Below are 24,394 nucleotides of genomic sequence, written 5' to 3'. Positions count from 1 at the left end.
AATATACGCGGGGAGCGTGTTATTTTTTTACGTCTTTTACTAAACGTAGTCCTATATCTGACATGATGATAGATTGGCTTGCAAAATTTCTGCGATAGTTTTCAGATTCATTGGCGTTATAAGAAAAGTTACCGCTATCAATACGAACCATATCTTGATTTATTTGCTGAGCAATAGGGTGTGGTGGCGTTTTGGTACAACCTATTAAAAATGCACTTAGTAATGTTAATGTTAATAATATTTTTGTTTTTGTAAAAAAATAAGCGATAAACATGATGTTCTCAACAGTAATGATTGTCCGTTTATTATACAGTTAAAGAACTTTCTAAATTGGAATGATACAGATAACTAATTTATCTGTTCTTTTTGTTTATTATGAAGTTAGAACTTATATCGTGGTTTGATTTAATAGATGGATTCGTCTATTTGTTAGATAACTTTGTACTATTAATTTTGTTATAAAATAGGAATTTAAATGATTATTACTCAAGGGCCTCAGTACCAAGGTAAAGCCTCAAAGCGATTACATGTTATGGCAAAACCTATTGGGGCTGTGTGTAATATCGATTGTACGTATTGTTATTATTTGAGCAAAGAAGACTTACTTGACTATAAAAAAGGGTGCTCTCCACAAATGGATGACGCGACTCTAGAAACCTATATTCAACAATATATTGAAGGCCAAAATACCCCTGAAATTATTTTTTCATGGCAAGGTGGTGAGCCGACATTGCTAGGTTTAGATTATTTTAAAAAGATTGTGGTATTGCAGCAAAAATATCAACCTGAAGGCGTTATTATCTCCAATGACCTTCAAACCAATGGCACATTATTAACCCCACAATGGTGTGAGTTTCTGGTGGAAAATAATTTCTTGGTTGGATTGAGTATTGATGGTCCTGAGTTATTACATAATGCGTATCGTACCAATAAAGCGGGTCGAGGAACGTTTAAGCAAGTGATGAAAGCGGTAGATTTATTACATCAATACGGTGTGAAATTTGCCACATTAACGTGTGTTAATAACCTCACTAGCCGTAATCCTCTTGACGTGTACCGTTTCTTACGTGATGTGGTTAAATCACCTCAAATGCAGTTTATTCCGATTGTAGAACAAAAAAGTTTTCGAACTGTCGCCCCTCAAACCGAACAAACCAGTGCTCAATTACGCCAAGGTGATAAACGTTTAATACCCGGCAACAAACAATCGATTATGGAACCATGGTGCGTGTCTGATCAAGCATGGGGAGATTTCTTAATTGCTGTGTTTGATGAGTGGGCTCAGAACGATGTAGGTAAAGTGTTTGTTCAATATTTTGAAGCCAGTGTTGAAACATGGATGGGGCGTAAAAACCCATTATGTACACTAGGTGAAATTTGTGGCAAAGGTTTGGCGATGGAACATAATGGTGATGTATTCTCTTGTGATCACTACGTTTATCCTGAATATAAAATTGGCAATATTCACCATCAGAAATTAGATGAATTGGCTTATAGCCGTAAGCAACAACAATTTGGGTTTGCAAAAGCGAAAACCCTGACAACGCAATGCCAACAGTGTGAGTATAAGTTTGCCTGCCATGGTGAGTGTCCTAAAAATCGATTCATAAAGACTAAAGACGGTGAGCCTGGGTTAAATTATTTGTGTGCGGGTTGGCAAAAATTCTTTGCTCACGCGGATAAATCGATTGCTTATATATTGAATATGTTAGGGCATTCGGTGCAGCAAGGTAAATACAGTGATGCAAAGCGATTAGAAGCACAACGGGCGGCGGTTTATCATACTAAATTTTAATATAGTCCATTGTTTAATGAATAAGGCGGATAAAGAAAACGATAGTATGGAGTGTTACCCGTGACGAATAAAATAAAAAAATATGCAGCGATAGGATTAATGAGCGTGTTGAGCTTTTCTATTTCATCTTATGCTGCAACCGAGACGGCACCTACAAATCAAGTGCAAGATATGCCGATCGAACAACAATTGGCATATCTTGCTCAAAATAAAAATGAAACCGTTATAAAACGTGCCGAGGCGTTACGTCAATTGGCTCGTTACCCAAATCAAAACAGTTTGGTTGCGGTTGCGCGGGGGTTAAAAGACCCCAGCCCTGTTATTCGTGAAGCGGCGATTACGGGATCGAAATTATATAAATTTGAACATCGGTGGCGAATGCTTACGCCGCTTTTAAATGATGCTGAATTTAATGTGCGCATGGCTGCGACTGTTAATTTGTTGCGTAATTACCAGACGATGAATGTTGATCAAAAACATAATTTTGAAGCGTCATATCAGGATTTTGTCGCGTATTTACAGCGTCAACCTGATCAGCAATTGTTATTGGCAGATGCCTACCGTTGGCATGGTGAATGGAAAGAAGCTGAGGTTATTTATCAGCGATTAGTGAAAATTGACCCGAAAAACAGTCAAATTTGGCTTAATTTATCTGATAATTATCGTGCTCAAGATCAAGATGAAAAGGCTTTGGTTGTTTTAAATAATGCAATTAAACAATTACCGCAAGAAGCGAGTCTATATTATGCAATAGCACTGACTCAAGTACGGTTAAATCAAAAAAAATCGGCGGCTGAATCAATGACGATAGCCACCACGTTGGCGGATAATAATAGTTATTATTGGTATCTTAATGGTGTATTACATCAAGATTTTGATTTAACTGTAGCGATAGCATCATTTGAAAAAGCCTATCTTATTTCGGGATCACCAGAACAATTGTATGCCTTGTGTGATATTTATATTAGACATGGTAATGAAAAAGCGAATGCATGTATCACTGAGTTAGAAAAATTGGCACCAGAGTCGGTGATTAAACAATTAAAGCACAATCGTAAAGAATAATTTTCTTTGTCTCTGTGACGTTTAAATTTTATTACAATTAAGAATAAGGGAAATATAGGCATCAATTTATTTAAAAACTTGTTGATATATTTTTAAATAAATTAAGTAATAAGGTAATTAAAAATAACAGATAAATAATTCCTTAATTACTATAAATAAAACAAAATCAATTTTAAATAGAATAATAAATAAATTATATCATGTTTTATATTTTTTATGTTTTATTGAAATATTATAAATAATTCTATTTTGGAATTATTGTATTGGTTTTTTCAGAGATTACGCTATTAATTTATTCCCCTACAGACTAAATTCAATCAATTGCAAAATATTACTTTATTTATTTTTTTGTTTAAATAATATGCATCGCTCTTCTTACATCTCAGCGAAAAATAAATGAAAAATAAAGCACTATTAGCCTTAATGATTTCAACAGCGTTATTTTCTGGACAATCTCAAGCAGCAGCCCCGGGTAAACCAACTATTGGTTGGGGTGATTATAAATTTTCACTTGTAGAGCTTAATCGTGATGAAATTGCTTACAGTAAAATTGTAAAAGCGCTACATGATGAAATAACTGTTGATGTTTCATGGGATGCTTATTCAGGCGAGCCAGCAACCACAGCACGAGTATTAATTAATGGCTCTGAAGTTTGGATAGGTGATGGTGCTGCAAAGTCTGCTTCATTTAAAATGAATAAAGGCGGTCGTTATAAAATGCAAATTGAACTGTCTAATAAAGACGGTTCTGTTGTTTCAGATGAGAAATTACTGCTTATTGCCGATACTGATGGTAGCCATTTAGAACCATTAAAAACGGAATTTATTGAAAATAATAAAGCTTATCCAAACACAACTAATAAAGTTGTTGGTACTTATTTTGTTGAATGGGGTGTTTACGGTCGTAAATATACCGTTGATATGCTACCCGCTAAAAACCTAACACATATTCTATATGGTTTTGTACCAATGTGTGGTGGTGATGGGATTAACGACAGTCTTAAAACCATTAGCGGTTCTTTTGAAGCATTACAAAAAGCGTGTGCAGGCACTAATGATTTTGAATTAGCTATTCACGACCCGTGGGCTGCGATTCAAAAAGGCCAAACAGGTGTTGCTGATTGGTCTGATCCGTATAAAGGTAATTTTGGTCAGTTAATGGCGTTAAAACAAGCCAATCCTGATCTGAAAATTTTGCCATCTATTGGTGGTTGGACATTATCTGACCCATTCTTCTTTATGGATGATGACGCTAAACGTGCCACTTTTGTTGCTTCAGCAAAGCGTTATCTACAAACATGGAAATTCTTCGATGGTTTAGATATCGATTTTGAATTTCCGGGTGGTGAAGGTGCAAACCCAGCGCTTGGTAATAAAGACAAAGACGGCAAGACATATAACTTGATTTTAAAAGATTTACGTACGATGTTAGATGAATTATCCGCCGAGACTGGTCGTAAATATGAACTGACTTCAGCCATTAGTGCAGGTCCAGATAAGATTGCAGTTATTGATTATAATGAATCTCAGCAATACTTAGATAATATTTTTGTGATGTCTTATGACTTCTATGGTGCTTTTGATTTAAATGATTTAAACCACCAGACGGCATTACATAAATCGAGCTTAAAAGAAGAAACTAAATATTATACGTCGCTAGGTATTGATGCGATGTTAGCCCAAGGCGTTGAACCTAAAAAATTAGTGGTTGGCGTTGCCGCGTATGGACGTGGTTGGACGGGTGTGAGTGGTTATACTGAAGGCAATCCATTTAGTGGTAAAGCCACTGGACCGATTAAAGGTACATGGGAAAATGGCGTTTTAGATTATCGTGATATTGCCAATAACCATATGGGTGAAGGTTGGACTTATAGCTATGATGAACAAGCTGAAGCCCCATATCTTTTTAACGCATCATCTGGTGATCTCATCACTTATGATAATGCTCGCTCAGCAATCGCTAAAGGTAATTACGCCCTTAAAAATAATCTAGGTGGTGTTTTTTCTTGGGAAATTGATGCTGATAATGGCGATATTCTAAATGCAATGCATGAAGGCCTTGGGCATGGTAATACTACACCGCCAGTAGAACCTGAAAACCAAGCGCCAGTTGCTCATGCGGGTGCTGATATTACCGTTATAGGTTCTCGTACTGTGATCCTTGATGGTACGAAGTCTTATGATCCTGAACGTGAAATATTGACTTATCAGTGGCAACAAACTGCGGGTAATAAGGTTGCTATTGTTAATGCAGATACAGCAAAAGCTGAGATTGATGTTACTGCGACAGAAAGCGATCAAGAATACACATTTGTATTAACCGTCACTGATATTGAAGGGTTAACGGCAACTGATTCAATTGTTATTGCTCATACACCTCAACAAGAAAATCATGCGCCAGTGGTTACTTTAGATCGTTTATATAAAGTAAAATCTGGAGAAACCCTCAATATTACAGCACAAGCAACAGATGCTGATAATGATGCTTTGATTTTTGATTGGACTATTCCAACTGATTTAGCTGTTATTGGTAGCCATAATGCTGAAACTATTACATTAAAAGCGCCTCAATTAGAGCAAGATACAACATATGAAATTGTTGTTAGCGTAACTGATGGTGAACTTGATGCCCAAGCTAACAGTGTAATTACTGTTGCAAAAAAAGTGGGTGGTGATGTTGTTGATCCGGAAGAAGGTCAATACCCTGCATGGAATAAAGCAACAATCTATACAACTGAAACGGTCAGCCATAATGGACTTGTTTATCAGTCAAACTGGTGGAATCAAGCAAGTGAACCAACACCAAGTAATGAAACATGGAAATTAATCAGTGATGTACAGCTTGGTTGGGATACAAATATAGCTTATAGCGGTGGTGATATCACAACGCATTTGAACGCCTCATGGGAAGCTAAGTGGTGGACAAAAGGTGATGAGCCGGGTAAAGCAGATGTATGGGTAAAAGTAAAATAAGTCATCTTTATTAATCGAGACACGGTGAAATAACAATGTTGTGTTATTGCGATTAATGGGATCAAAAAGCCGAGTGTTTAAAAACACTCGGCTTTTATATAAAATGACCAATAAGATAAGACCTTATTTTTCCAGATATTCTTGCATCATTAATCGTCCGCGGTGAATCCTGCTTTTGACTGCCATTCTTGTTAGTAATAATTTATCAGCAATTTCACCAATCGATAATTCTTCTAAATCTCTCAATAATATGACAGATCTGTATTTCTCTGGTAGTGAGTGAATAGCGGCAATGATATCTAATCGTAATTCAGGGCTAGAATAATAAGAAAACAATTCATGATAATCTTCTGGTAATTCATCTAAATTATTATTTGATTTCATTAGCTTAGAACACTCTCTTTTGATAATGATTAATAACCATCCAGGAAATGCTTCTACCGTTTTTAACGTCCCTATTCGTCGCCAAATAATAGCTAAAGACTCTTGGACTGCATCATCGACATCATTAGATGTACATTGTTTAAAAGCCATTTTCTTTAGTGTTGGTTGCCAGTCAATAAGCAGTTGTTCTGTTGCTTCTGAGCTTCCTTGTCTGGCCGCCTCGATTAGTTCATTTCTATCCATAATTGACGTTCTTTCTCATACAATGATTCAATATGTTTGGTGCTTTTTTGAGCAATGAGTCCAAATGTGGTTCCCCATGCAATGTGAGCAAGGTACACCGTTAATGGAAAAGCAATCGGCGCAAATTCTTGGCCAAAATAACCAACACCTAATATATTCATTACTGGGCTTAGCATAAAAGTAGTTGCTACAGTTATTGAATATAATGTGGCAAGCCACCATTTACCTTTGCCAAAAAGAACTAAATAGATGAATGTGAATCCAATACCATTCCAAAAATGATCACTCCAGCCAATTAAATTTGACCACCAGTTGGGTCCGACCATAAATTGATTGGTTAATTTAACACCCATAAGCATCGGTAAGTCCCCGGGCATGGCATTAAAATAACTGAAGCCAATACTTCTTACAATCTCCATGGCGATGGTGCCAATAATACCAGCCAGAATAGATAGCATCATTATATTCATTAGTTGTTTATTTGGTGCTATGGCTGAATAAGCCAGAATGCTAAACCAAATAATCACGGCAGGTAATATTGCGTAAATACCTAACCAGTGGAATGTATACATTCCGGTTGCTGAGAGTGTAAAAGCTAAAGGTGATATTGAGGCTGCCATTAAGGCTACTAACATCACTATAGTATTACGATTATTTAACAATCTTAGTAGCCTCATGGGGTCTGCTCCTAGTTACGTGATGCTTGAGCAGCAATGTTCATGATTTTCTTTTCAAGCATTTTGCCTGGCATTTGTAACTTAGGTGAAATCATTGTTAATTGTTCTGCTGGGTTAAACCAACCAATTGATGTTTTATGGTTTTGCTCCCAAACATATAAACGTACTGGTACAACAGCACCTGCTGCTGGGAACATACTAAAAAGTTTTTTACCTGATTGTGGGCTACCGATTAAAAAGCTTTGTGCTCCTTCCATTTTCAATCCGGTCATTGACATCACTTTCGCTTGATCTATTTTCCCCATTACCATCATTTGGTTGTTTGTTGCTGCTTCTTGTATTGCTTGAGTTGTTTCAGCAAATGATTGTTGTGAAGCGACAGTCATAAATGCGTTTACAGGCGCGGCTACTGCACTTTGGCTAGCGATAAATAGAACAGAAGACATCAGTGTTGTTAGCAGAATATTTTTAGTTTTCATTAGATTTAATCCTTAAAGTAGAGACAAGATATTTTGTTTCTACTTTAAAGAGGCTAAAAATTTCAAAAAGGATTCAAAATATTTTAAATAAATTTAATATTAATACTTATCAATTGGTTACGATTATTGTAAATTTGATTATTAAGAGGGCGTAGCAGAAAGTAGCCACTTAATAATGGGTTAACAATCCGGTGGTACATCAGTATTATTATTATCTGCATTTATAATGATTATCTAAAATAGGGCAATTAAGCTTTATTGAGTACAAGTTTTATTGAATGGAAGCAGGGTACTTTTCCCCTTGTACCTCTTAAATCACGCCAATACATGTTTGTGTATTGGCGTTTTTTATATGGATAATTTTACGATGATCAATAGCTGAATTTGGTAGATATTAATCGATCAAATCTTGGGCTTTTAAATACGCGAGGATCATTAATGTTGCACTAGAGCTAATCTCGATATCATTACTGTTGATCCATCGAATTTCTTCAATTTCAGCTGCGGGTAATAAGTCGCCATTATATTCAGCGTAGTAGCATGTCATGTTAACCATTACACCTTGTGCTTTACCATGGGCTTGTGCTTGAAAACTATCGGCATAGCAGAGTGATTTAGGCACAAGATCAACCGATAACTCTTCTTGTATTTCACGAATTAATGCCTGAGCATCCGTTTCGTCCGCATCACGTTTTCCGCCAGGAATATAATAGAGTGATTTTCCATATGAGCGTACTGCAAGTAATTTACGTTGGTCAATATGAAGCCAGGCAAGCTTATCAATAGGTTGAATAGTGTTCATTATTTTTTCTAGGTGATTTTTAATATAGTGTTTTTAGCAAAAATAAAGAAAAGTGACTATCATTATATGATAGCATTTGTTCAGTCGGGCAAATGGTTTAGTTTTGTGTCTATTACTTATCTTTATAGACATAATCATCGCCCTTAATGGAACAATAATCGCCACGGTTGGCTTTATGCTTACCAGTGTCTCTCACCATCAATGTGCTGGTAGTTTATGTAATCGTTATGAAATATTAGGAATACTCCATAATGAATTTTCGTTTAACCAGTACCAATTATATATTACTCGTTGCTGTTTTTTTTGCTGCTGTACAAAATATTGCTTTATGGGAACATTTAAACGAATTGTTTTCAAAAAGCAGTACTAATGATGTGTTTTTTATTGCCACTATTCCGCTATTTATTCTTGCGGTATTAAATGTCATTTTTAATTTATTATTGTGGCCATGGTTACAGCGACCTTTGCTTACGGTATTGATCTTTATATCAAGCCTAGTGACTTATGCTATGTGTAGCTACGGGGTGTATTTTGATCATGGTATGATTGTTAATGTATTTGAAACGAATCCTGCAGAAGCTGGCAGTTATTTCTCTATTGCCGGTGTTATGTGGATAGTCGTGATTGCTATTCTTCCTATCATTATATTGTGTCAAATTAAGGTTGTTTATCGTTCTGTAGTAAAAGAATTAATTGCCCGCAGTCTAAGTATTATTGTTTCACTATTAATTATTGTTATTATTGCAGCGGGTTATTATAAGGATTATGCATCATTAGTACGTAATCACTCTGAAATTAAAGCGCTGATTAATCCGACCAATTATATTTCAGCCACTTTTCGTTATGCAAAATATCAGTTGATTGAAGCTAAAATGCCATTTACTCAGATTGGATTAGATGCCAAGAATACCCATCAAGGTGATAAACATAATGTTATTGTAATGGTGGTTGGTGAGGCTTCTCGTTCAATGAATTATTCATTAAATGGGTATGATAGGGATACTAACCCGGAGTTATCCAAGCATAATGTCATTAGCTTTTTAAATGTAAAATCGTGCGGTACAGCGACAGCAGTATCACTACCTTGCATGTTTTCTGTGATGAATAAATCCAATTACAATGCGATAACGGCTCGTCATCAAGATACTGCCATGGATGTTTTACAGCGTGCGGGTATTAATGTGTCTTGGAAAGATAATGATAGTGGTTGTAAAGGGGTGTGCGATCGGGTTAAGCATATTGTGATCAAGGCTGATGATGATCCTAAACTTTGCCATGATGGTAGTTGCTATGATGCGGTGTTACTTAAAAATTTACAGACACAAATTGATACGGCTAAGCAAGATACATTAATTGTGCTGCATATTATTGGTAGCCATGGCCCGACATATGATGATCGCTATCCACCTAAGTTTAAAGTGTTTAAGCCAACCTGTAATACCAGTAACTTGCAAGCATGTAGTCGTCAACAGGTCACCAATACTTACGATAATACGATTTTATATACTGATCATATTTTAAGCAGTGTAATTAATATGCTTAAACAAGATGACAGTAAAGCTAATACCGCGATGATTTATATGGCGGATCATGGTGAATCATTAGGTGAAGATGGGGTCTATTTACACGGGCTACCGTATTCTATTGCGCCTAAAGAGCAAACTACAGTGCCTTTGATTTTATGGTTGTCGCCAGCTTATCAGCACAGCCAGCATATAAATCGTCAATGTTTACAACGTGAAGCCGTGGCTGGTGGTTTTTCACAAGATAATTTGTTCCATTCATTGTTGGGAATGATGGATGTTAAAACAAAAGTTTACGATGCTAAATTAGATATATTTGCTCAGTGTCGACAGTAGTGTTTTTTGACGAAATAAAAAGTAAAAGTGACCATAAGAATACTTTTACTTTTATTTAGTTGCTTAAAAGGTATTATTTGTCGCAAGTGAGTCATTTACTTACAATAAAAATAAAGAAAGAGAGATAACGATGAAACCTGGGGCGATGGGATTACAACGAATTATTGATGCGACTGGATATTCGATGCAGGGTTTAAAAGCAGCATGGATTAATGAAGCCGCTTTTAGACAAGAGAGTATTTTATTAGTTGTAATGACGGTTATTTCGTTTTTTATGCCAGTAACAAAACTTGAACGACTAATGATGATTAGTTCATTATTTATTGTTGTTATTGCAGAATTGGTTAATTCAGCGATTGAAGCAGTAGTTGATCGTATTGGGCCTGAACACCATGAATTGAGTGGCCGTGCTAAAGATATTGGTTCGGCGGCCGTTTTTGTTGCGTTAGTGATGGTGGCTATTATTTGGGGCAGTATTTTATTTTTATAGTCACTCTTTAATCGAGTTATAAATTAACGCCAGTATTTTTGATTATTAAAATACTGGCGTTTTTTTATGCTATTACGTAGCTACCATATTATGTGACTATCATATTGCATGATTTATTGTTTCTGGGTTGCCCAAAGATGCAATAAATCTGTCGCAATCGTGGCGGCGGCTAATGCCGTAATATCTGCATGATCATACGCAGGGGATACTTCAACCACATCCATACCTATTAAATTAATACCTTGTAACCCACGAATGATTTTTAGGGCTTTATCTGATGTTATGCCACCACAAACTGGCGTACCAGTGCCTGGTGCGTAAGCTGGATCTAAACAATCGATATCAAAGGTTAAGTAAACCGGCATATCACCAACGGTCGCTTTTATTTGTTCAACAATCTGCGCCACACTCCAATCATTAGCCGTGTCAGCCGAGATAACATTAAAACCCAGTTTGTTGCAATGTTCTGTACGAATACCAATTTGCACTGAATGTGTAGGATCAATTAAGCCTTCATTAGGCGCATGATAGAACATTGTGCCATGATCAAATTTACTGCCCTGATCATAAGTATCAGTATGGGCATCAAAGTGAATTAATGCCATTTTGCCGAAGTGTTTAGCATGAGCACGCAACAGCGGCAGAGTAACGAAATGATCACCACCAAAAGTAAGCAGTGTTTTCCCTTGTACTAATAAACCACTGGCGTGTGCTTCTAAGCGCTCACACATTTGACCAGCATCACCACAATCAAACACTAAATCACCACAATCAGCGATTTTAATTGATTCTAATAAATTAAACGTCCACGGCCAGCGTTTACCTTCCCATGCTAGGTTAGTTGATATTTGACGAATAGCACCCGGCCCCATACGACTACCCGAACGGCCCGTGCTTGCCATATCAAACGGCACCCCAGTAATAATTATATCAGCGTCTGATTCTATTGGTGAGAAGTTTAGTGGTTGACGTAAAAAGCCAAAAGCGTTGGCATATAAAGAGTAATCTGGGTAGTTAGCGAGTGTTGCCATGATTTTCTCCAACAACAAGATAGGGCGAAGGCCCACTAAAAGTCCTATCACTACTTTTTATAGTGATAGGATGTTCTAAAATAGGAAGACTAATTGTTTAGTCTTAAATTGCGCGAACATCTTCTAGATAAGTATATCCTTCGAGCCCATCTGCTAGTTCTTTGAGAATAGCGTCACGTTCATTTTCCGCCAGATGTTGCTCTGCCATTAGCTGATATTGACGTAAAAACTCATTAGCATCTAAGTGTACATAACGTAATACATCACCGACGTTATCGCCACGATTGATTTTTTCGATGTTATAGCCGCCATCAGCCGTGCAGCGCACAACCGCAGTATCTGTATCCCCAAATAAATTATGCATATCCCCTAAAATTTCTTGATATGCGCCGACCATAAAGAAACCAATACGGTAAGGTTGATCGTCACTCCATGTTGGAACGGGTAATGTACTTTCAATACCTTGGTTTTCAACATATTGATCAATTGCACCATCGGAATCACACGTAATATCAAGAATAATTGCGCGACGCTCAGGGGCTTTATCTAAGTTGCTTAATGGCAAAATAGGGAACACTTGCTCAATTCCCCATGCATCTGGCAATGATTGAAATAGAGAGAAGTTTACAAAAAACTTATCGGCTAAACGTTCATGTAATTCATCTAGCAGTGGTCGGTGGGCACGGTTTTTTGCTGACAATGTTTGAGCAAGCTCATGACATAAACGTAAACTGATTTGTTCAGCCCATGCTCTATCAATAAAACTGATCATGCCAACGGCAAATAATGCGTGAACTTCAGCTAAATCACTTTGGTTATCATGATAAAGTTCAACCAATGAACGGTGATCGGTATGTTCGGTTAGCTCTTTCCAAGAACGCCACATATTATGCAAAATATGCGGAGCATCCTCAGCGGGGGGATTGATCGATTCTACTTTGTAACTTTCAATACCCACTACATCGGTAATTAAAACCGCATGATGAGCGGTTAGATTACGGCCTGATTCTGAAATAATACGAGGCATTGATATGTTGTATTCTTTGCAGATATCACCTAAAACATACACTACATTATTGGCGTATTCATTGATGCTGTAGTTCATAGAACAGCTGCTTTGACTACGTGTACCTTCGTAATCAACCGCTAAACCGCCACCGACATCAACTGTAGATATACCCACACCTAATTTTTTAAGTTCGGCATAAATACGACCAGCTTCACCAACGCCATTACGTACATCACGGATATTGGCAATTTGTGAACCTAAATGGAAGTGCAATAACTGCAAGCAATTGAGCATGTCACGTTGACGTAGATCGTCAATAACGGTCAATACTTGCGATGCAGATAAACCAAATTTGGATTTCTCACCGCCGCTAGCTTGCCATTTGCCTTTACCTTGAGAAGCAAGACGTGCGCGAATACCTAAGCGAGGTGTTACGCCAAGTTCCGCTGCTTCTTGTAAAATAATATTGAGCTCAGAAAGTTTTTCTAGCACGATATAGACTTCGTGACCTAGCTTTTCACCGATTAATGCTAATCGAATGTATTCTCTATCTTTGTAACCGTTACAGACAATCACTGAGCTTGCTTCTTGCGCCATTGCAAGTACCGCCATCAGTTCTGGTTTGCTGCCAGCTTCTAAGCCTAATTGACGTTGTTGTTTGGCATATTGGCTTTTTAATATTTCACTAACCACTTGTTGCTGTTGGTTTACTTTAATTGGGTAAACCGCAAGGTAATCACCTTGGTAACCATAATTTTCAATGGCTTGATTAAAAACGCTACAGAGGCTGTCTACACGGTGATGAAGAATGTCGGGAAAGCGGACTAAAACAGGTAATGATGCACCTGCTGCAATCAATTCATCAGCAAGTTGTGATAATCCGATAGTATTGGTTGGGTTATTAACATCGGGACGGGCGATAACAGAACCGTCTTGCGCTATATCAAAATAACCTTGACCCCAGTAAGGTGTATTGTAAACATTACGGGCATTATTAATTGTCCAATCACTCATTGTTTAATCTCTTCCTGAGCGAAAATACGCCGGCCTAAAAGTGCAGATGATAAACATCCCTGCGAGGCCGCAGTAAATATCGAAATAGTGTGATGACTGACGCGATAATGGTCAGAATAAAAGTGCTTTGTTATTGAAATCTAATGACACCATTGTCGGTGTTATAGCATTTTCAATTACAAGCTACTGGGACTACCTGAACTGGAATCATCATTACAAGTCATGAACAAGCGGGATGTTCTTCTTGATTGATTAGGTTTGGTATTAGCGGTTGCGTTATTGCATATTTTATTGAGGCTAAGAAAAGCCCTCGAGTATAATGCAGCAAGAGTTTTCATTGTCATTACCCTTAAAGGTAGTGCTGTTACAACAAGCACAGTATGACAGGGAATAAGAGTGCCCGATGCAATCTCAGTCTACACCTCAAACCAATAATTGGGTGCGCTGCGATTAAACAATCGAATTGTTTTTAGCGCAAACAAAAAAGATTTATCGTTATCATAAAAGATGATTATTATTGCGATTAAATCTGTAGATTAAAAGAAGTGGATAATCATAATAACAGTGTGTTTAGTAACAATTATGGTTAATTAATTAACGATTGAGCATTGTAAATTATTGAAGGTTAGGTCAACTGTTTCTTTGGGAATTAACGGCAATAAATAGTATATAATAGTAACAATTAGTTACAAATAATGTATTGAATTCGTTTGTTATATTTATAAATACGAAATTGTTAATTTAGAATAGTATAAGTTTTTAGTGAGGAGTATGCAGTGGCTGGCGCAAGTTTATTAACATTACTTGATGATATTGCAACCGTTCTTGATGACGTTGCATTAATGACGAAAGTGGCAGCACGTAAAACTGTTGGTGTATTAGGTGATGATTTGGCGCTAAATGCCCAGCAAGTATCTGGTGTGCGTGCTGAACGAGAATTACCTGTAGTATGGGGCGTTGCAAAAGGCTCTTTTAAAAATAAACTAATTTTAGTTCCTGCAGCATTATTAATTAGCGTTATTGCGCCATGGTTAATTATGCCAATGCTATTGCTGGGTGGTTTATTTCTATGTTTTGAAGGTGTGGAAAAAATTGCAGAAAAATTATTTTCTCATGGTGGTGAAGAAGATCAACATGAGCATGAACAACTAGCAACAGAAGATATTGACTTAGTTGCTTATGAACGTGAAAAAATAAAAGGTGCTATTCGGACTGATTTCGTTTTATCTGCTGAAATTATCGTGATTGCGTTAGGTACGGTACAGAATCATCCATTTTTAACTCAAGCTATTGTGGTGAGTTTGATTGCGATTGTTATGACCGCCGGTGTTTATGGTGTTGTTGCTGGTATTGTGAAGCTTGATGATGCTGGATTGTACCTTGTTAATCACAGTAAAGGCGCTGGCTTACAACGTAGTCTGGGTTCATTGCTAGTGAATGTAGCACCTTATCTAATGAAAACATTGGCGATAGTAGGCACCATTGCAATGTTTTTAGTGGGTGGCGGTATTGTTGTTCATAGCATTCCGGCGGTGCATGTAATCGTCGAACATTTAGCACAGTTGGTGATTTTTACTGGTGCTCATTCGATTGTACCCCCGTTACTGAATGGCGTTGTAGGTGTGGTTGCAGGTACGATTGTGGTGATTGTTGTCACTATAGTGAATAAAATTCGTGGAAAATCAGCACATTAATTTATAGCAGTTAAAAACCTAAACGCTATAAAATAAAAAATGCCAGTGATGATAAGTCACTGGCATTTTTTGTTGGTTATTCGTTTAGATTATTACCATGTGTATTTAATACCCATGCGTAACGAGTTTGACGATTGTCTGTTACTCGACTTTGGCTAACATTACCCACTTCTACGAATGGACGCCACATTGTGCCTTCTACTGTTTTGTAGGTAGATAGTTATATATTTAGTGCAGAAATAAGCGATGACATGGGTCGATCCAAAAACACCAAAACCAAACTTCCATAATCCACAAACATTTGGTCGTTGTCAGTTAGTTAAATAATGACCTTGAAGTAATATAGGTGATTAAAAAATAAGGTTTATGCTGATATTTATATCATATGGCATACGCCTTTTTTTCTTTTATGGGGATTTACCTATTTTTTGTGGTGGTGTTTTCGATGGGAATATAATGCAAATATTGGGATAAACACTAAAGTCTGTGAGATAATACTTGGCTAAGGTATAAATCAGTCACATTAAGACTGGATTTATTCTCTCCGAGATATTTTTATTGTATTCCCAATCGAGTTAGTGGACTTAATGATACGTATTAATGAAGTTAAATTACCGTTAGATCATAGTGAAGTAGCTTTACATGATTTTGTCATCAACAAGTTATCGATAAATAAAGACCAACTAGTTGATATCCATGTCTTTAAACGCGGATATGATGCCCGTAAAAAGAATGATATCTATCTGATTTATACTTTAGATATCACGTTAAAAGACGTTGATGAAGAGCAATTATTAACGACATTTGCTGACGATCATCAGGTGAAAAAATCACCAGATACTAGCTATAAATATGTTGCTCAAGCACCTAAAGATTTAACTGAACGTCCAATCGTGATTGGTATGGGTCCGTGTGGTTTATTTACGGGACTGATTCTCGCTCAAATGGGATTTAACCCTATTATTTTAGAGCGCGGAAAATCAGTACATGAGCGCGCGAAAGATACTTTCCGTTTTTGGCGTACGCGTGAGCTAAACACTGAATCAAATGTGCAATTTGGTGAAGGTGGTGCAGGTACGTTCTCTGATGGTAAATTATACAGCCAAGTGAAAGATCCACATTTCTTAGGCCTTAAAGTTAAACAAGAATTTGTTGCAGCAGGTGCACCCGCTGAAATTATTTATGTTAGTAAGCCTCACATTGGTACCTATAAATTGGTAACAATGGTTGAAAAAATGCGCAGTAAAATCATTGAGCTTGGCGGCGAAATTCGTTTCGAAACTCGCGTTGAAGAAATCAATATTGATGATAACCAAGTTACTGGCGTGACATTATCAACCGGTGAAGTGATCCCATCAAAGCATGTTGCATTAGCCATTGGCCACAGTGCGCGTGACACCTTCAAGATGTTGCACGACAAAGGTGTTCATTTAGAAGCACAATCATTCTCGGTTGGTTTCCGTATTGAACATAAACAAGCAATGATCGATGCAGCGCGTTTTGGTAAAAATGCAGGTCATCCATTATTAGGCGCTGCTGATTATAAACTGGTTCACCACTGTAAAAATGGTCGTTCTGTTTATAGCTTCTGTATGTGTCCTGGTGGCGTGGTTGTTGCCGCCACATCTGAGCTTGAGTCTGTTGTAACCAACGGTATGAGCCAATACTCACGTAGCGAGCGTAATGCTAACAGTGCGATTGTTGTTGGTATTTCACCTGAAGACTTTGCTAATGATCCAATGCAAGGCATCGCACTTCAACGTCAGTTAGAGCGTAATGCATATGTTCTTGGTGGCAGCAGCTATGACGCGCCAGCACAATGTGTAGGTGATTTCTTAGCGGGTAAAACCATTAGCCAAATGGGCGATGTTGAACCGTCTTATAAGCCAAATGTTAAGTTGACTGACCTAAGCAGCAGTTTGCCTGATTATGCGATTGAAGCGATTCGCGAAGCATTGCCTGCGTTTAATAAAAAGATCAAAGGTTTCTCAAATGCGGATAGCATGCTAACGGGTGTTGAAACGCGCACATCTTCTCCAGTACAAATTAAACGTGGAAAAGACTTCCAAAGCATTAATACTAAAGGTTTATATCCTGGTGGTGAAGGTGCTGGCTATGCGGGTGGTATTTTATCTGCGGGCATAGACGGTATCAAAGTTGCCGAAGCGATTGCGCTTGATATGTTAAATGCATAATTAGTTAAATTAAAAGGTGTAATAACAGCAAATCAGCACAATGTTATTGCACCTTTTATCGTTATTCTTCATGAGCCCTTGGTGGTTATTTTCTGGTTCTTCTTCTGCTTGTTGTTCTTCCTCCATTTCTTCTTCATTAAATGAAATAACGTCAGAATATCGCATTAATATAAAGTGAATTCTTTATATGTGTTTTTTAATTTATTGTTTTAAAAATAAAAAATGACATATCTTCATTTTTTATTATTGACTGTTGTTATAAAAATCAAACAATATTGGATTGTGTTTTTATTTTTATTATGTGATTTGCGTCACTAAACTGAAGTTGCTAGCTATGCTGAAATATTTGGTTACAATAGCGTTCAGCAAGGGTAAATAGCCTCTTTAGATTAATAGAGTGCTAAGGGTTTACTGATAGTCATAATATGGAAATATAGTCGGATATACATAGTAAATGTTAAATGAAAGGCGGTTCTTTTTATCATTAATGCCATATTTGTTATTGTTTATTGCTGGTACTGTTGATTCGGTTGGGTTTTTACATCTAAAGAATGGCGTGTTTGCTTCTTTCATGAGTGGTAACTCGACCCATATGGGAATGGTATTAAGTTATCATGACTACCCACGTGCTGCTGTTTATATTGCAATTTTGAGCATTTTTATTATCGGTTCCATGTCAGGTGAATTAATTGCCTTGTCGGGACGTCGGTTCTATCGTGGCGTGGTGATGGCATCGGTATCGGTTGTGCTGATATTCGCCATTATTATGGAGTCTTATCTGCCTTTTTTAGCGATTAATTTTATTCTATGTTATGCCATGGGAATGCAAAATATCGCGTTACGATTGACGATTGAAAAATCAATTCCACTAACGTATGCCACTGGGTATTTAGTTAATATTGGTCGGTTATTGGCATTGGCAATTGTTGGTCAAGGTGATCGTAAACGGTTGATGCAATACCTTTGTTTATGGGGTGCTTTAATCTGTGGCGCGATGAATGGTGGCTTTATAATGCAAATAATACCTCAATATTCATTATTTCCGCCATTAATATTAACAACTTCAATCGCTATGATATTGTTTTATATTGAACATAATCACCACTCAACCCCGATTGATACTGAACTGTAATATATATTAATTTGTACAGTAAAGAATAAACAAGCCAGCAAAATTTGCTGGCTTTTTGTATATAAAAAAGAATGACTAAGACGCTAAAATAGCATCACGCATTTTGCACATCACATCTTGTTTTTGTTCTGCTGTTAATGTGCGTAATGGTAGGCGAGGGTTGCCGGCATCAATATCATGTAACATCATGGCTGTTTTACCCGCCGCGACACCGCCGTATTCAACTAAGACACGAATAAGCGCAATCACATTGTCCATTTTATTGATCACTGTTTGATTATCACCTTTAGAAAAAGCATCCATCATGTCGTGATAAAGTGGTGCAGCATAATTATAAGTACTGCCCACTGCACTAATTGCACCTACCGCTAATGCACCAGGGAAATATTCATCAACACCCCACGGCACATCAAATTTACTATCACAAACGCGTAAACAACGTTGGTATTCATATAAATTAACGCTATTAAATTTTACTCCATATAAATTAGGGATAACTTTATCTGCAGCAATTAAGAATTGTTCCATATCAACCGTTACGCCACTCATCTCTGAGTGGTAGTAATAGAATCCTTTAGAAGGGGCAGCGTCAGCGACAGCTTTGCAATAATTAACTAAATCGGTAACGTTATTTGGTTTAAAGAAACAAGGACCAATGGCAGAGGTTGCATAAATGTCTAACTGATCAGCATGACGGGTTAATTCTAGAGTATCAGCAATACTCAACGCACCAGTATGAATAATGAGTTTTAGTTGGCCAGCACTTGCCTGTACCCATCGCTCTGCAACCGCTTTACGTTCTGCAACTGAACAATGAATGCCTTCGCCAGTTGTACCTAAGACATAAGCACCAACAATGTTGGTATTAATAAGATGTTTAGCAATAGCATCAATAGCGACATAATCAATTTCACCATTGGCTAGAAATGGCGTATGAGGGGCTGCAATTAAACCTGTTAGCTTTTCCATGTCTAAGATCCTTATTTATGAAGTTTTACTTCTAAACTGTAATTATTTTGGAGTTGTATTATCATACGAAGTGATATTTGGGTTGGCAATAAAAAATAAACGACTTTGAGGGCTTTTAATGGAAACTGTGATCTATTGCTATTAATTGATTTTTTGAAATTTATAAAATATTTTTTATCGTTATTTGGCATTGGATTTGATTTTGGAGTAAAACTTTATAATGATAATACGATACAGATCGCCACCTAAGTTTGAAGAATGGCAAGGATAACGTATGAATGCAGCAACAGATGCAATTCAAGTGGGTAAAATTTTAGATACGTTAGGTAGTCTACGTGATAGCTTGACACCATCGGCACGTCGAATCGCTGATTATGTATTAGTACAACCTCAGCGTGTGACTGAGCTTTCAATTGCAGAACTTGCACAGCAAGCTAACGTTGGCGAAGCCAGTATTATTCGTTTTTGTAAAGGGATCAATTTTAAAGGTTTTCAAGATCTTAAAATGAAACTAGCGATTGAGGTTGCAACACCTCATGATACTGAAAAACACATGCTTGATACTGAACTAACCGCAGACGATGATGCTGAGCATATTGGTCGAAAGTTACAACAGACGATCAATAATGTATTAGGTGAGACATTAAATTTATTAGATTTTTCTGAATTAGAAGCGGTGGCTTGCGCTTTGCAACAGCAAAAACGGATTTATTTTTTTGGGGTTGGTTCCTCTGGCATTACTGCAGAAGATGCGAAAAATAAATTAATGCGGATTGGATTTGATGTGGATGCGTTAACCAATAATCATTTTATGTATATGAAAGCTGCATTATTAAACAGTGATGATGTTGCGATTGGTATTAGTCATTCAGGAACATCAAAAGAGACCATTAAAGCGTTAGCATTGGCCAAAGAGTGTGGTGCAATTACCGTGGCGCTGACGCATAATCCATTATCTCCGTTGGCTGAATTGTCTGATTATGTATTAATTAATGGTAATAGACAGGGGCAATTGCAAGGGGATTCTATTGGCACTAAAATAACGCAACTATTTGTATTAGATATGATTTATACTTTATTGGTTCGTGATAATCCTCAACATACACGTCAGCAGAAGTATAAAACAACTCAAGCGTTAGATTAAGTATTTACCTGAAATACCCTCAAGGTCACATTCAAATGTGGCCTTTTTTTATGGGTGCAATATAGCCTTGTTGGTTATTCAATAAATATTAATCGCAATTGATGAATTATTTTTTAACTGTGATTTACATCGTGAATTTGGCGTTATTTTAGGCAAAGAGTGTGCAATATCTCTCTATTTAAAAAGTTCATTATTGCGTCACTCCAACGATAACGACATGATGGAGTCAAACTTCATAACGTTGATATTTTTGGAGCTAACGATCATGGTTAAGCGTTCACAAACACTTCTTGCTCATATAAATAATGGTTTTATCTCTTCTTGCCAGCCTGTTGATGATAGCCCAATGGATCAGCCTCAGATTGTATCGGCAATGGCGCAATCATCAGTTTTAGGGGGCGCTGCGGGTTTACGTATTGAAGGTATTGCAAATTTACAAGCAATACGTCCTCATGTTGATGTGCCTATTATCGGTATTATTAAGCGAGATTTAACGGATTCAGCAGTAAGAATTACGCCATTTGTACAGGATGTTGCTGATCTTGCGGCTGCTGGGGCTGACATTATTGCGATTGATGGTACGCAACGTCAGCGTCCTGAAACGGTTGAAAATTTAATTAATGCTATTCATCAACATGGATGTTTAGCAATGGCTGACTGTGCGACTTTGGCTGATGGTGATATGTGCCACCAATTAGGCGCTGACATTATTGGTTCGACATTATCAGGTTATACCGACGGTGAGGTACCGACGGATCCTGATTTAGAGCTGGTGATGGCTTTACACCAACGTGGTTATTTTGTGATGGCTGAAGGGCGTTATAACTCACCAGCGTTAGCGGCTCAAGCAATGACAGCGGGAGCGAATTGCGTCACTGTCGGTTCTGCAATCACGCGTGTTGAACATATCTGCCAATGGTTTAAAGAAGCGGTAAACACAGCCGCAACTACAGATGAATTATCCCTTAAGGATATCGCATGAGTGTTTGTTTAGCGGTTGATATTGGTGGCACAAAAATAGCAGCCGCATTAGTTGATAGTGCGACTAACCATATTGTTGACCGTCATCAAATCGTAACCCCTAAGTCGCAACAACCAGCGGTATTTTCCGCAGCATTAGCCTCTTTATTAACGCCGTTTATCGCGCCGGCTGATTTTGTAGCTATTGCCTCAACAGGAATTATTAATAACGGGATTTTAACCGCATTAAATCCCGCGAATTTAGGCGGCTTAAATCGCTTTGAATTAGTTGACGAAATTCAGCACATTACAAAATTACCGACGTATGCAATGAACGATGCTCAAGCGGCGGCATGGTATGAATTTATTTCGTTAACCCCTAATAATAATACCCATAATATGTTGTTTATTACTATTTCTACCGGTATCGGCGGTGGATTAGTGTTGAATCAACAATTACAAACGGGTGCTCGAGGTATTAGTGGTCATATTGGACATACTGTTGTTGATGCTAATGGCCCTGTGTGTGGTTGTGGTCGTCAGGGATGTATTGAAAAAGTGGCTTCAGGTACGGCGATCGGTGAGCTTGGTACTGCCTTATTTAAGCGTCCATGTACTGGACAAGAGGTGTATCAACTGGCACTTGAAGGTAATAGTGAGGCGTTAAATATTATTCATTCTTCAGCGGCGGCGGTAGCGGAATTAATTGCCAATCTGACGATTAGCTTAGATCTCGATACGGTCGTTATTGGCGGTAGTGTTGGTCTTGCACCCCATTATTGTGAATATATTCAACAGTATTTAAATGAAAAACCAGAACTTTATCGACCTCGTATTATTCCAGCCAAGTCAGGCGGTGATGCTGGGTTATTAGGTGCTGCTCATTGGTTTGCACGACAAGAAAGTCATACATAGAAATTAATTATCTTCTCTCAACCCTAAATGGTGAGGCTTAATATGGAAATTCAAGCATTTGGTACAATAAATTACATTGTACTGTTCGCATATTTAATTGGTGTCATGTTAGTTGGTGTCTATTTTGCTCGTCGTCAGAAGACTGCAGATGATTATTTTAAAGCGGGTGGCCGTATACCGGGTTGGGCGGCGGGTATTAGTGTGTTTGCGACCACATTAAGTTCGATCACTTTTATGTCTATTCCGGCCAAGGCTTACACTTCTGATTGGACGTTCCTTGTTGGGCAATATTTAGCGATTCTTATTTTGCCTTTAGTGTTCTATTTTTATATTCCATTTTTTAGAAAACTAAATTTAACGTCTGTATATGAATACTTAGAGCGTCGTTTTGATATTAAAATGCGTTTATTCGCCAGTATATCATTTATGTTATTTCATATTGGACGTATTGCGATTATTACTTATTTAACTGCACTTGCATTAATGCCATTTGTGAATATTGACCCATTAACTATTGTCTTTTTAATTGGTGTGTTATGTATTGTATATACTTTCCTTGGCGGTATTGAGGGTGTTATTTGGACTGATGTTATTCAAGGTATTATGTTGTCAGTTGCTGCCGTATTAATCTTTATCACTATTTGTTTTCAAGTCGACGGTGGTGTGACTGAAGTATTCCGCTTAAGTGCTGAACAAGATAAATACTTCCCAAGTTCAAGTTTTGAATGGAGTTGGACCAACAGTACCTTACCGGTATTAATGATTGGTTTCTTATTTGCTAACTTACAGCAATTTACCGCCAGTCAAGATGTAGTGCAGCGTTATATCGTAACGGACTCTATTGAAGAAACGAAAAAAACCTTGATCACTAATGCCAAATTAGTTGCTTGTGTGCCAGTATTCTTCTTTGCTATCGGTTCGGCGTTATATGCTTTTTATAGTCAAAATGCACAATTGTTACCTGAGAATTTTAATACTGGCGGTATTCTGCCTTTCTATGTTATTTCTCAAATGCCCGCTGGGATTGCAGGATTGATCATTGCTGCTATCTTCGCGGCTTCACAATCAAGTATTTCAAGTAGCTTAAATAGTATTTCCGCTTGTTTCACCATCGATATCTATAACCGTTTTGGTGAAGACAAGAATATACAGCAAAGCTTTAATACCGCTCGTATTGTGACTGTTGTTGCAGGTGTCTTAGGTGTTGCAGCTTCTATTTACTTAATTAAAAGTAATGAAAGCCAAATATGGGATGCATTTAATAGTTTATTAGGGTTAATGGGTGGCCCAATGACGGGTCTATTTATGCTGGGTATCTTTGTCCGTCGAGCTAATGCAAATAGTGCTTTATGTGGTGTTATTGCAGCCGTGGTTGCAGTGCTGATTGCACGTGGCTTTACTGATTTGAATTTCTTCTTCTACGGTGTCATTGGTACGTTAATGGTTGTGGTCGTCGGTTTTATTACTGCACCATTATTTAAAAATAAATCAGCTGAAGAATTAGCGTTAGTTACTGAATAATACTAATTCGGTTAAAAATAAACTTAAAATAAAGCGGGGGAGA

21 protein-coding genes and 1 pseudogene are annotated in these 24,394 nt (G+C 37.4%); 12 read left to right on the top strand and 10 right to left on the bottom strand.

Features of this window, described 5'->3' with window-relative positions; genetic code table 11:
• Nucleotides 1-19: 19 nt before the first annotated feature.
• Nucleotides 20-133, bottom strand: a pseudogene (locus GLP24_RS13395) (sulfatase); the annotation flags it as partial.
• 342 nt (nucleotides 134-475) lie between these two features.
• Here GLP24_RS13395 and GLP24_RS13390 point away from each other — a divergent pair.
• The 3 genes from GLP24_RS13390 to GLP24_RS13380 all read left to right on the top strand — a co-directional run bounded on the left by GLP24_RS13390 (nucleotide 476) and on the right by GLP24_RS13380 (nucleotide 5,833).
• Nucleotides 476-1,795, top strand: coding sequence for an anaerobic sulfatase maturase (locus tag GLP24_RS13390; protein WP_232614405.1), 1,320 nt, complete (start codon nucleotides 476-478; stop codon nucleotides 1,793-1,795).
• 60 nt (nucleotides 1,796-1,855) lie between these two features.
• The gene (locus tag GLP24_RS13385) at nucleotides 1,856-2,860 is read left to right on the top strand and encodes a HEAT repeat domain-containing protein (RefSeq protein ID WP_232616153.1); all 1,005 of its coding nucleotides are present in this window, start codon (nucleotides 1,856-1,858) and stop codon (nucleotides 2,858-2,860) included.
• Between the two features lie 396 nt (nucleotides 2,861-3,256).
• On the top strand, nucleotides 3,257-5,833 hold the full coding sequence (locus GLP24_RS13380) for a glycosyl hydrolase family 18 protein (RefSeq protein WP_232577044.1): 2,577 nt from the start codon (nucleotides 3,257-3,259) through the stop codon (nucleotides 5,831-5,833).
• Nucleotides 5,834-5,956: 123 nt separating this feature from the next.
• Here GLP24_RS13380 and GLP24_RS13375 read toward each other — a convergent pair whose 3' ends face one another.
• The 4 genes from GLP24_RS13375 to GLP24_RS13360 form a co-directional block, all read right to left on the bottom strand.
• Nucleotides 5,957-6,460 carry an RNA polymerase sigma factor gene (locus tag GLP24_RS13375; RefSeq protein ID WP_227990303.1) on the bottom strand — a complete coding sequence of 168 codons (504 nt, stop codon included), beginning with the start codon at nucleotides 6,458-6,460 and terminating at the stop codon, nucleotides 5,957-5,959.
• The gene (locus tag GLP24_RS13370) at nucleotides 6,442-7,137 is read right to left on the bottom strand and encodes a hypothetical protein (RefSeq protein WP_232616152.1); all 696 of its coding nucleotides are present in this window, start codon (nucleotides 7,135-7,137) and stop codon (nucleotides 6,442-6,444) included. The genes GLP24_RS13375 and GLP24_RS13370 overlap by 19 nt, the downstream gene beginning before the upstream one ends.
• A gap of 11 nt (nucleotides 7,138-7,148) precedes the next feature.
• The gene (locus tag GLP24_RS13365; RefSeq protein WP_101769760.1) at nucleotides 7,149-7,616 is read right to left on the bottom strand and encodes a DUF302 domain-containing protein; all 468 of its coding nucleotides are present in this window, start codon (nucleotides 7,614-7,616) and stop codon (nucleotides 7,149-7,151) included.
• Between the two features lie 394 nt (nucleotides 7,617-8,010).
• Nucleotides 8,011-8,418 carry an NUDIX hydrolase gene (locus GLP24_RS13360; protein ID WP_232616151.1) on the bottom strand — a complete coding sequence of 136 codons (408 nt, stop codon included), beginning with the start codon at nucleotides 8,416-8,418 and terminating at the stop codon, nucleotides 8,011-8,013.
• 251 nt (nucleotides 8,419-8,669) lie between these two features.
• On the opposite strand from GLP24_RS13360, the gene eptA reads away from it, so the two are divergent.
• Both eptA and GLP24_RS13350 read left to right on the top strand, forming a co-directional pair.
• Complete coding sequence (gene eptA, locus GLP24_RS13355) at nucleotides 8,670-10,277, top strand: phosphoethanolamine transferase EptA (protein WP_232598067.1); 1,608 nt, start codon at nucleotides 8,670-8,672, stop codon at nucleotides 10,275-10,277.
• Nucleotides 10,278-10,407: 130 nt separating this feature from the next.
• Nucleotides 10,408-10,767, top strand: a complete 360-nt coding sequence (locus GLP24_RS13350) for a diacylglycerol kinase (RefSeq protein WP_232616150.1) — start codon at nucleotides 10,408-10,410, stop codon at nucleotides 10,765-10,767.
• 113 nt (nucleotides 10,768-10,880) lie between these two features.
• On the opposite strand, the gene speB is transcribed toward GLP24_RS13350, so the two are convergent.
• A complete protein-coding gene (gene speB / locus GLP24_RS13345) occupies nucleotides 10,881-11,798 on the bottom strand; it encodes an agmatinase (protein WP_232616149.1) in 918 nt (305 codons plus the stop codon).
• 103 nt (nucleotides 11,799-11,901) lie between these two features.
• On the bottom strand, nucleotides 11,902-13,821 hold the full coding sequence (speA, locus tag GLP24_RS13340; RefSeq protein WP_232577048.1) for a biosynthetic arginine decarboxylase: 1,920 nt from the start codon (nucleotides 13,819-13,821) through the stop codon (nucleotides 11,902-11,904).
• A 776-nt stretch (nucleotides 13,822-14,597) separates the two neighbouring features.
• Between speA and GLP24_RS13335 the strand changes: the two genes are divergently transcribed.
• Nucleotides 14,598-15,515: a DUF808 domain-containing protein gene (locus tag GLP24_RS13335; RefSeq protein ID WP_232616148.1), complete on the top strand. Its 918-nt coding sequence runs from the start codon at nucleotides 14,598-14,600 to the stop codon at nucleotides 15,513-15,515.
• A gap of 76 nt (nucleotides 15,516-15,591) precedes the next feature.
• Here GLP24_RS13335 and GLP24_RS13330 read toward each other — a convergent pair whose 3' ends face one another.
• Complete coding sequence (locus GLP24_RS13330; protein WP_232616147.1) at nucleotides 15,592-15,705, bottom strand: oligogalacturonate-specific porin KdgM family protein; 114 nt, start codon at nucleotides 15,703-15,705, stop codon at nucleotides 15,592-15,594.
• 397 nt (nucleotides 15,706-16,102) lie between these two features.
• Here GLP24_RS13330 and GLP24_RS13325 point away from each other — a divergent pair, with 397 nt between their 5' ends.
• Nucleotides 16,103-17,710 carry an NAD(P)/FAD-dependent oxidoreductase gene (locus GLP24_RS13325; protein ID WP_101769753.1) on the top strand — a complete coding sequence of 536 codons (1,608 nt, stop codon included), beginning with the start codon at nucleotides 16,103-16,105 and terminating at the stop codon, nucleotides 17,708-17,710.
• Between the two features lie 9 nt (nucleotides 17,711-17,719).
• Here the strand turns inward: GLP24_RS13325 and GLP24_RS13320 are convergent, their stop codons facing one another.
• Complete coding sequence (locus GLP24_RS13320; protein ID WP_232616146.1) at nucleotides 17,720-17,875, bottom strand: hypothetical protein; 156 nt, start codon at nucleotides 17,873-17,875, stop codon at nucleotides 17,720-17,722.
• Between the two features lie 289 nt (nucleotides 17,876-18,164).
• Between GLP24_RS13320 and GLP24_RS13315 the strand changes: the two genes are divergently transcribed.
• Nucleotides 18,165-18,842, top strand: a complete 678-nt coding sequence (locus GLP24_RS13315) for a YoaK family protein (protein ID WP_101769752.1) — start codon at nucleotides 18,165-18,167, stop codon at nucleotides 18,840-18,842.
• Nucleotides 18,843-18,917: 75 nt separating this feature from the next.
• Here GLP24_RS13315 and GLP24_RS13310 read toward each other — a convergent pair whose 3' ends face one another.
• Nucleotides 18,918-19,811, bottom strand: coding sequence for a dihydrodipicolinate synthase family protein (locus GLP24_RS13310; protein WP_152653222.1), 894 nt, complete (start codon nucleotides 19,809-19,811; stop codon nucleotides 18,918-18,920).
• A 274-nt stretch (nucleotides 19,812-20,085) separates the two neighbouring features.
• Here GLP24_RS13310 and GLP24_RS13305 point away from each other — a divergent pair, with 274 nt between their 5' ends.
• The 4 genes from GLP24_RS13305 (at nucleotide 20,086) to GLP24_RS13290 (ending at nucleotide 24,351) form a co-directional block, all read left to right on the top strand.
• Nucleotides 20,086-20,955 carry a MurR/RpiR family transcriptional regulator gene (locus tag GLP24_RS13305; RefSeq protein WP_101769750.1) on the top strand — a complete coding sequence of 290 codons (870 nt, stop codon included), beginning with the start codon at nucleotides 20,086-20,088 and terminating at the stop codon, nucleotides 20,953-20,955.
• A gap of 265 nt (nucleotides 20,956-21,220) precedes the next feature.
• Nucleotides 21,221-21,937, top strand: coding sequence for an N-acetylmannosamine-6-phosphate 2-epimerase (locus tag GLP24_RS13300; RefSeq protein WP_101769749.1), 717 nt, complete (start codon nucleotides 21,221-21,223; stop codon nucleotides 21,935-21,937).
• The gene (locus GLP24_RS13295; protein WP_232577051.1) at nucleotides 21,934-22,830 is read left to right on the top strand and encodes an N-acetylmannosamine kinase; all 897 of its coding nucleotides are present in this window, start codon (nucleotides 21,934-21,936) and stop codon (nucleotides 22,828-22,830) included. Before GLP24_RS13300 ends, GLP24_RS13295 begins: the two co-directional genes overlap by 4 nt.
• Nucleotides 22,831-22,872: 42 nt before the next feature.
• Nucleotides 22,873-24,351 carry a sodium:solute symporter gene (locus tag GLP24_RS13290; RefSeq protein WP_232577052.1) on the top strand — a complete coding sequence of 493 codons (1,479 nt, stop codon included), beginning with the start codon at nucleotides 22,873-22,875 and terminating at the stop codon, nucleotides 24,349-24,351.
• The last annotated feature ends 43 nt before the right edge of the window (nucleotides 24,352-24,394 follow it).

Origin of the sequence: Photobacterium carnosum, from assembly GCF_021236965.1 — a bacterium.
In the GTDB taxonomy this organism is placed as follows: Bacteria; Pseudomonadota; Gammaproteobacteria; order Enterobacterales; family Vibrionaceae; genus Photobacterium; species Photobacterium carnosum.
The sequence above is the reverse complement of the archived record's forward strand: the minus strand, read 5'-3'. Positions and strand labels throughout refer to the sequence as shown.

Bases quoted from the DNA above. Each gene is read 5' to 3' on its own strand.
- GLP24_RS13390 (WP_232614405.1), top strand. From the start codon at position 476: ATGATTATTACTCAAGGGCCTCAGTACCAAGGTAAAGCCTCAAAGCGA.
- GLP24_RS13380 (WP_232577044.1), top strand. From the start codon at position 3,257: ATGAAAAATAAAGCACTATTAGCCTTAATGATTTCAACAGCGTTATTT.
- GLP24_RS13375 (WP_227990303.1), bottom strand. From the start codon at position 6,460: ATGGATAGAAATGAACTAATCGAGGCGGCCAGACAAGGAAGCTCAGAA.
- GLP24_RS13370 (WP_232616152.1), bottom strand. From the start codon at position 7,137: ATGAGGCTACTAAGATTGTTAAATAATCGTAATACTATAGTGATGTTA.
- GLP24_RS13365 (WP_101769760.1), bottom strand. From the start codon at position 7,616: ATGAAAACTAAAAATATTCTGCTAACAACACTGATGTCTTCTGTTCTA.
- GLP24_RS13360 (WP_232616151.1), bottom strand. From the start codon at position 8,418: ATGAACACTATTCAACCTATTGATAAGCTTGCCTGGCTTCATATTGAC.
- eptA (WP_232598067.1), top strand. From the start codon at position 8,670: ATGAATTTTCGTTTAACCAGTACCAATTATATATTACTCGTTGCTGTT.
- GLP24_RS13350 (WP_232616150.1), top strand. From the start codon at position 10,408: ATGAAACCTGGGGCGATGGGATTACAACGAATTATTGATGCGACTGGA.
- speB (WP_232616149.1), bottom strand. From the start codon at position 11,798: ATGGCAACACTCGCTAACTACCCAGATTACTCTTTATATGCCAACGCT.
- speA (WP_232577048.1), bottom strand. From the start codon at position 13,821: ATGAGTGATTGGACAATTAATAATGCCCGTAATGTTTACAATACACCT.
- GLP24_RS13330 (WP_232616147.1), bottom strand. From the start codon at position 15,705: ATGTGGCGTCCATTCGTAGAAGTGGGTAATGTTAGCCAAAGTCGAGTA.
- GLP24_RS13325 (WP_101769753.1), top strand. From the start codon at position 16,103: ATGATACGTATTAATGAAGTTAAATTACCGTTAGATCATAGTGAAGTA.
- GLP24_RS13320 (WP_232616146.1), bottom strand. From the start codon at position 17,875: ATGCGATATTCTGACGTTATTTCATTTAATGAAGAAGAAATGGAGGAA.
- GLP24_RS13315 (WP_101769752.1), top strand. From the start codon at position 18,165: ATGTTAAATGAAAGGCGGTTCTTTTTATCATTAATGCCATATTTGTTA.
- GLP24_RS13310 (WP_152653222.1), bottom strand. From the start codon at position 19,811: ATGGAAAAGCTAACAGGTTTAATTGCAGCCCCTCATACGCCATTTCTA.
- GLP24_RS13305 (WP_101769750.1), top strand. From the start codon at position 20,086: ATGAATGCAGCAACAGATGCAATTCAAGTGGGTAAAATTTTAGATACG.
- GLP24_RS13300 (WP_101769749.1), top strand. From the start codon at position 21,221: ATGGTTAAGCGTTCACAAACACTTCTTGCTCATATAAATAATGGTTTT.
- GLP24_RS13295 (WP_232577051.1), top strand. From the start codon at position 21,934: ATGAGTGTTTGTTTAGCGGTTGATATTGGTGGCACAAAAATAGCAGCC.
- GLP24_RS13290 (WP_232577052.1), top strand. From the start codon at position 22,873: ATGGAAATTCAAGCATTTGGTACAATAAATTACATTGTACTGTTCGCA.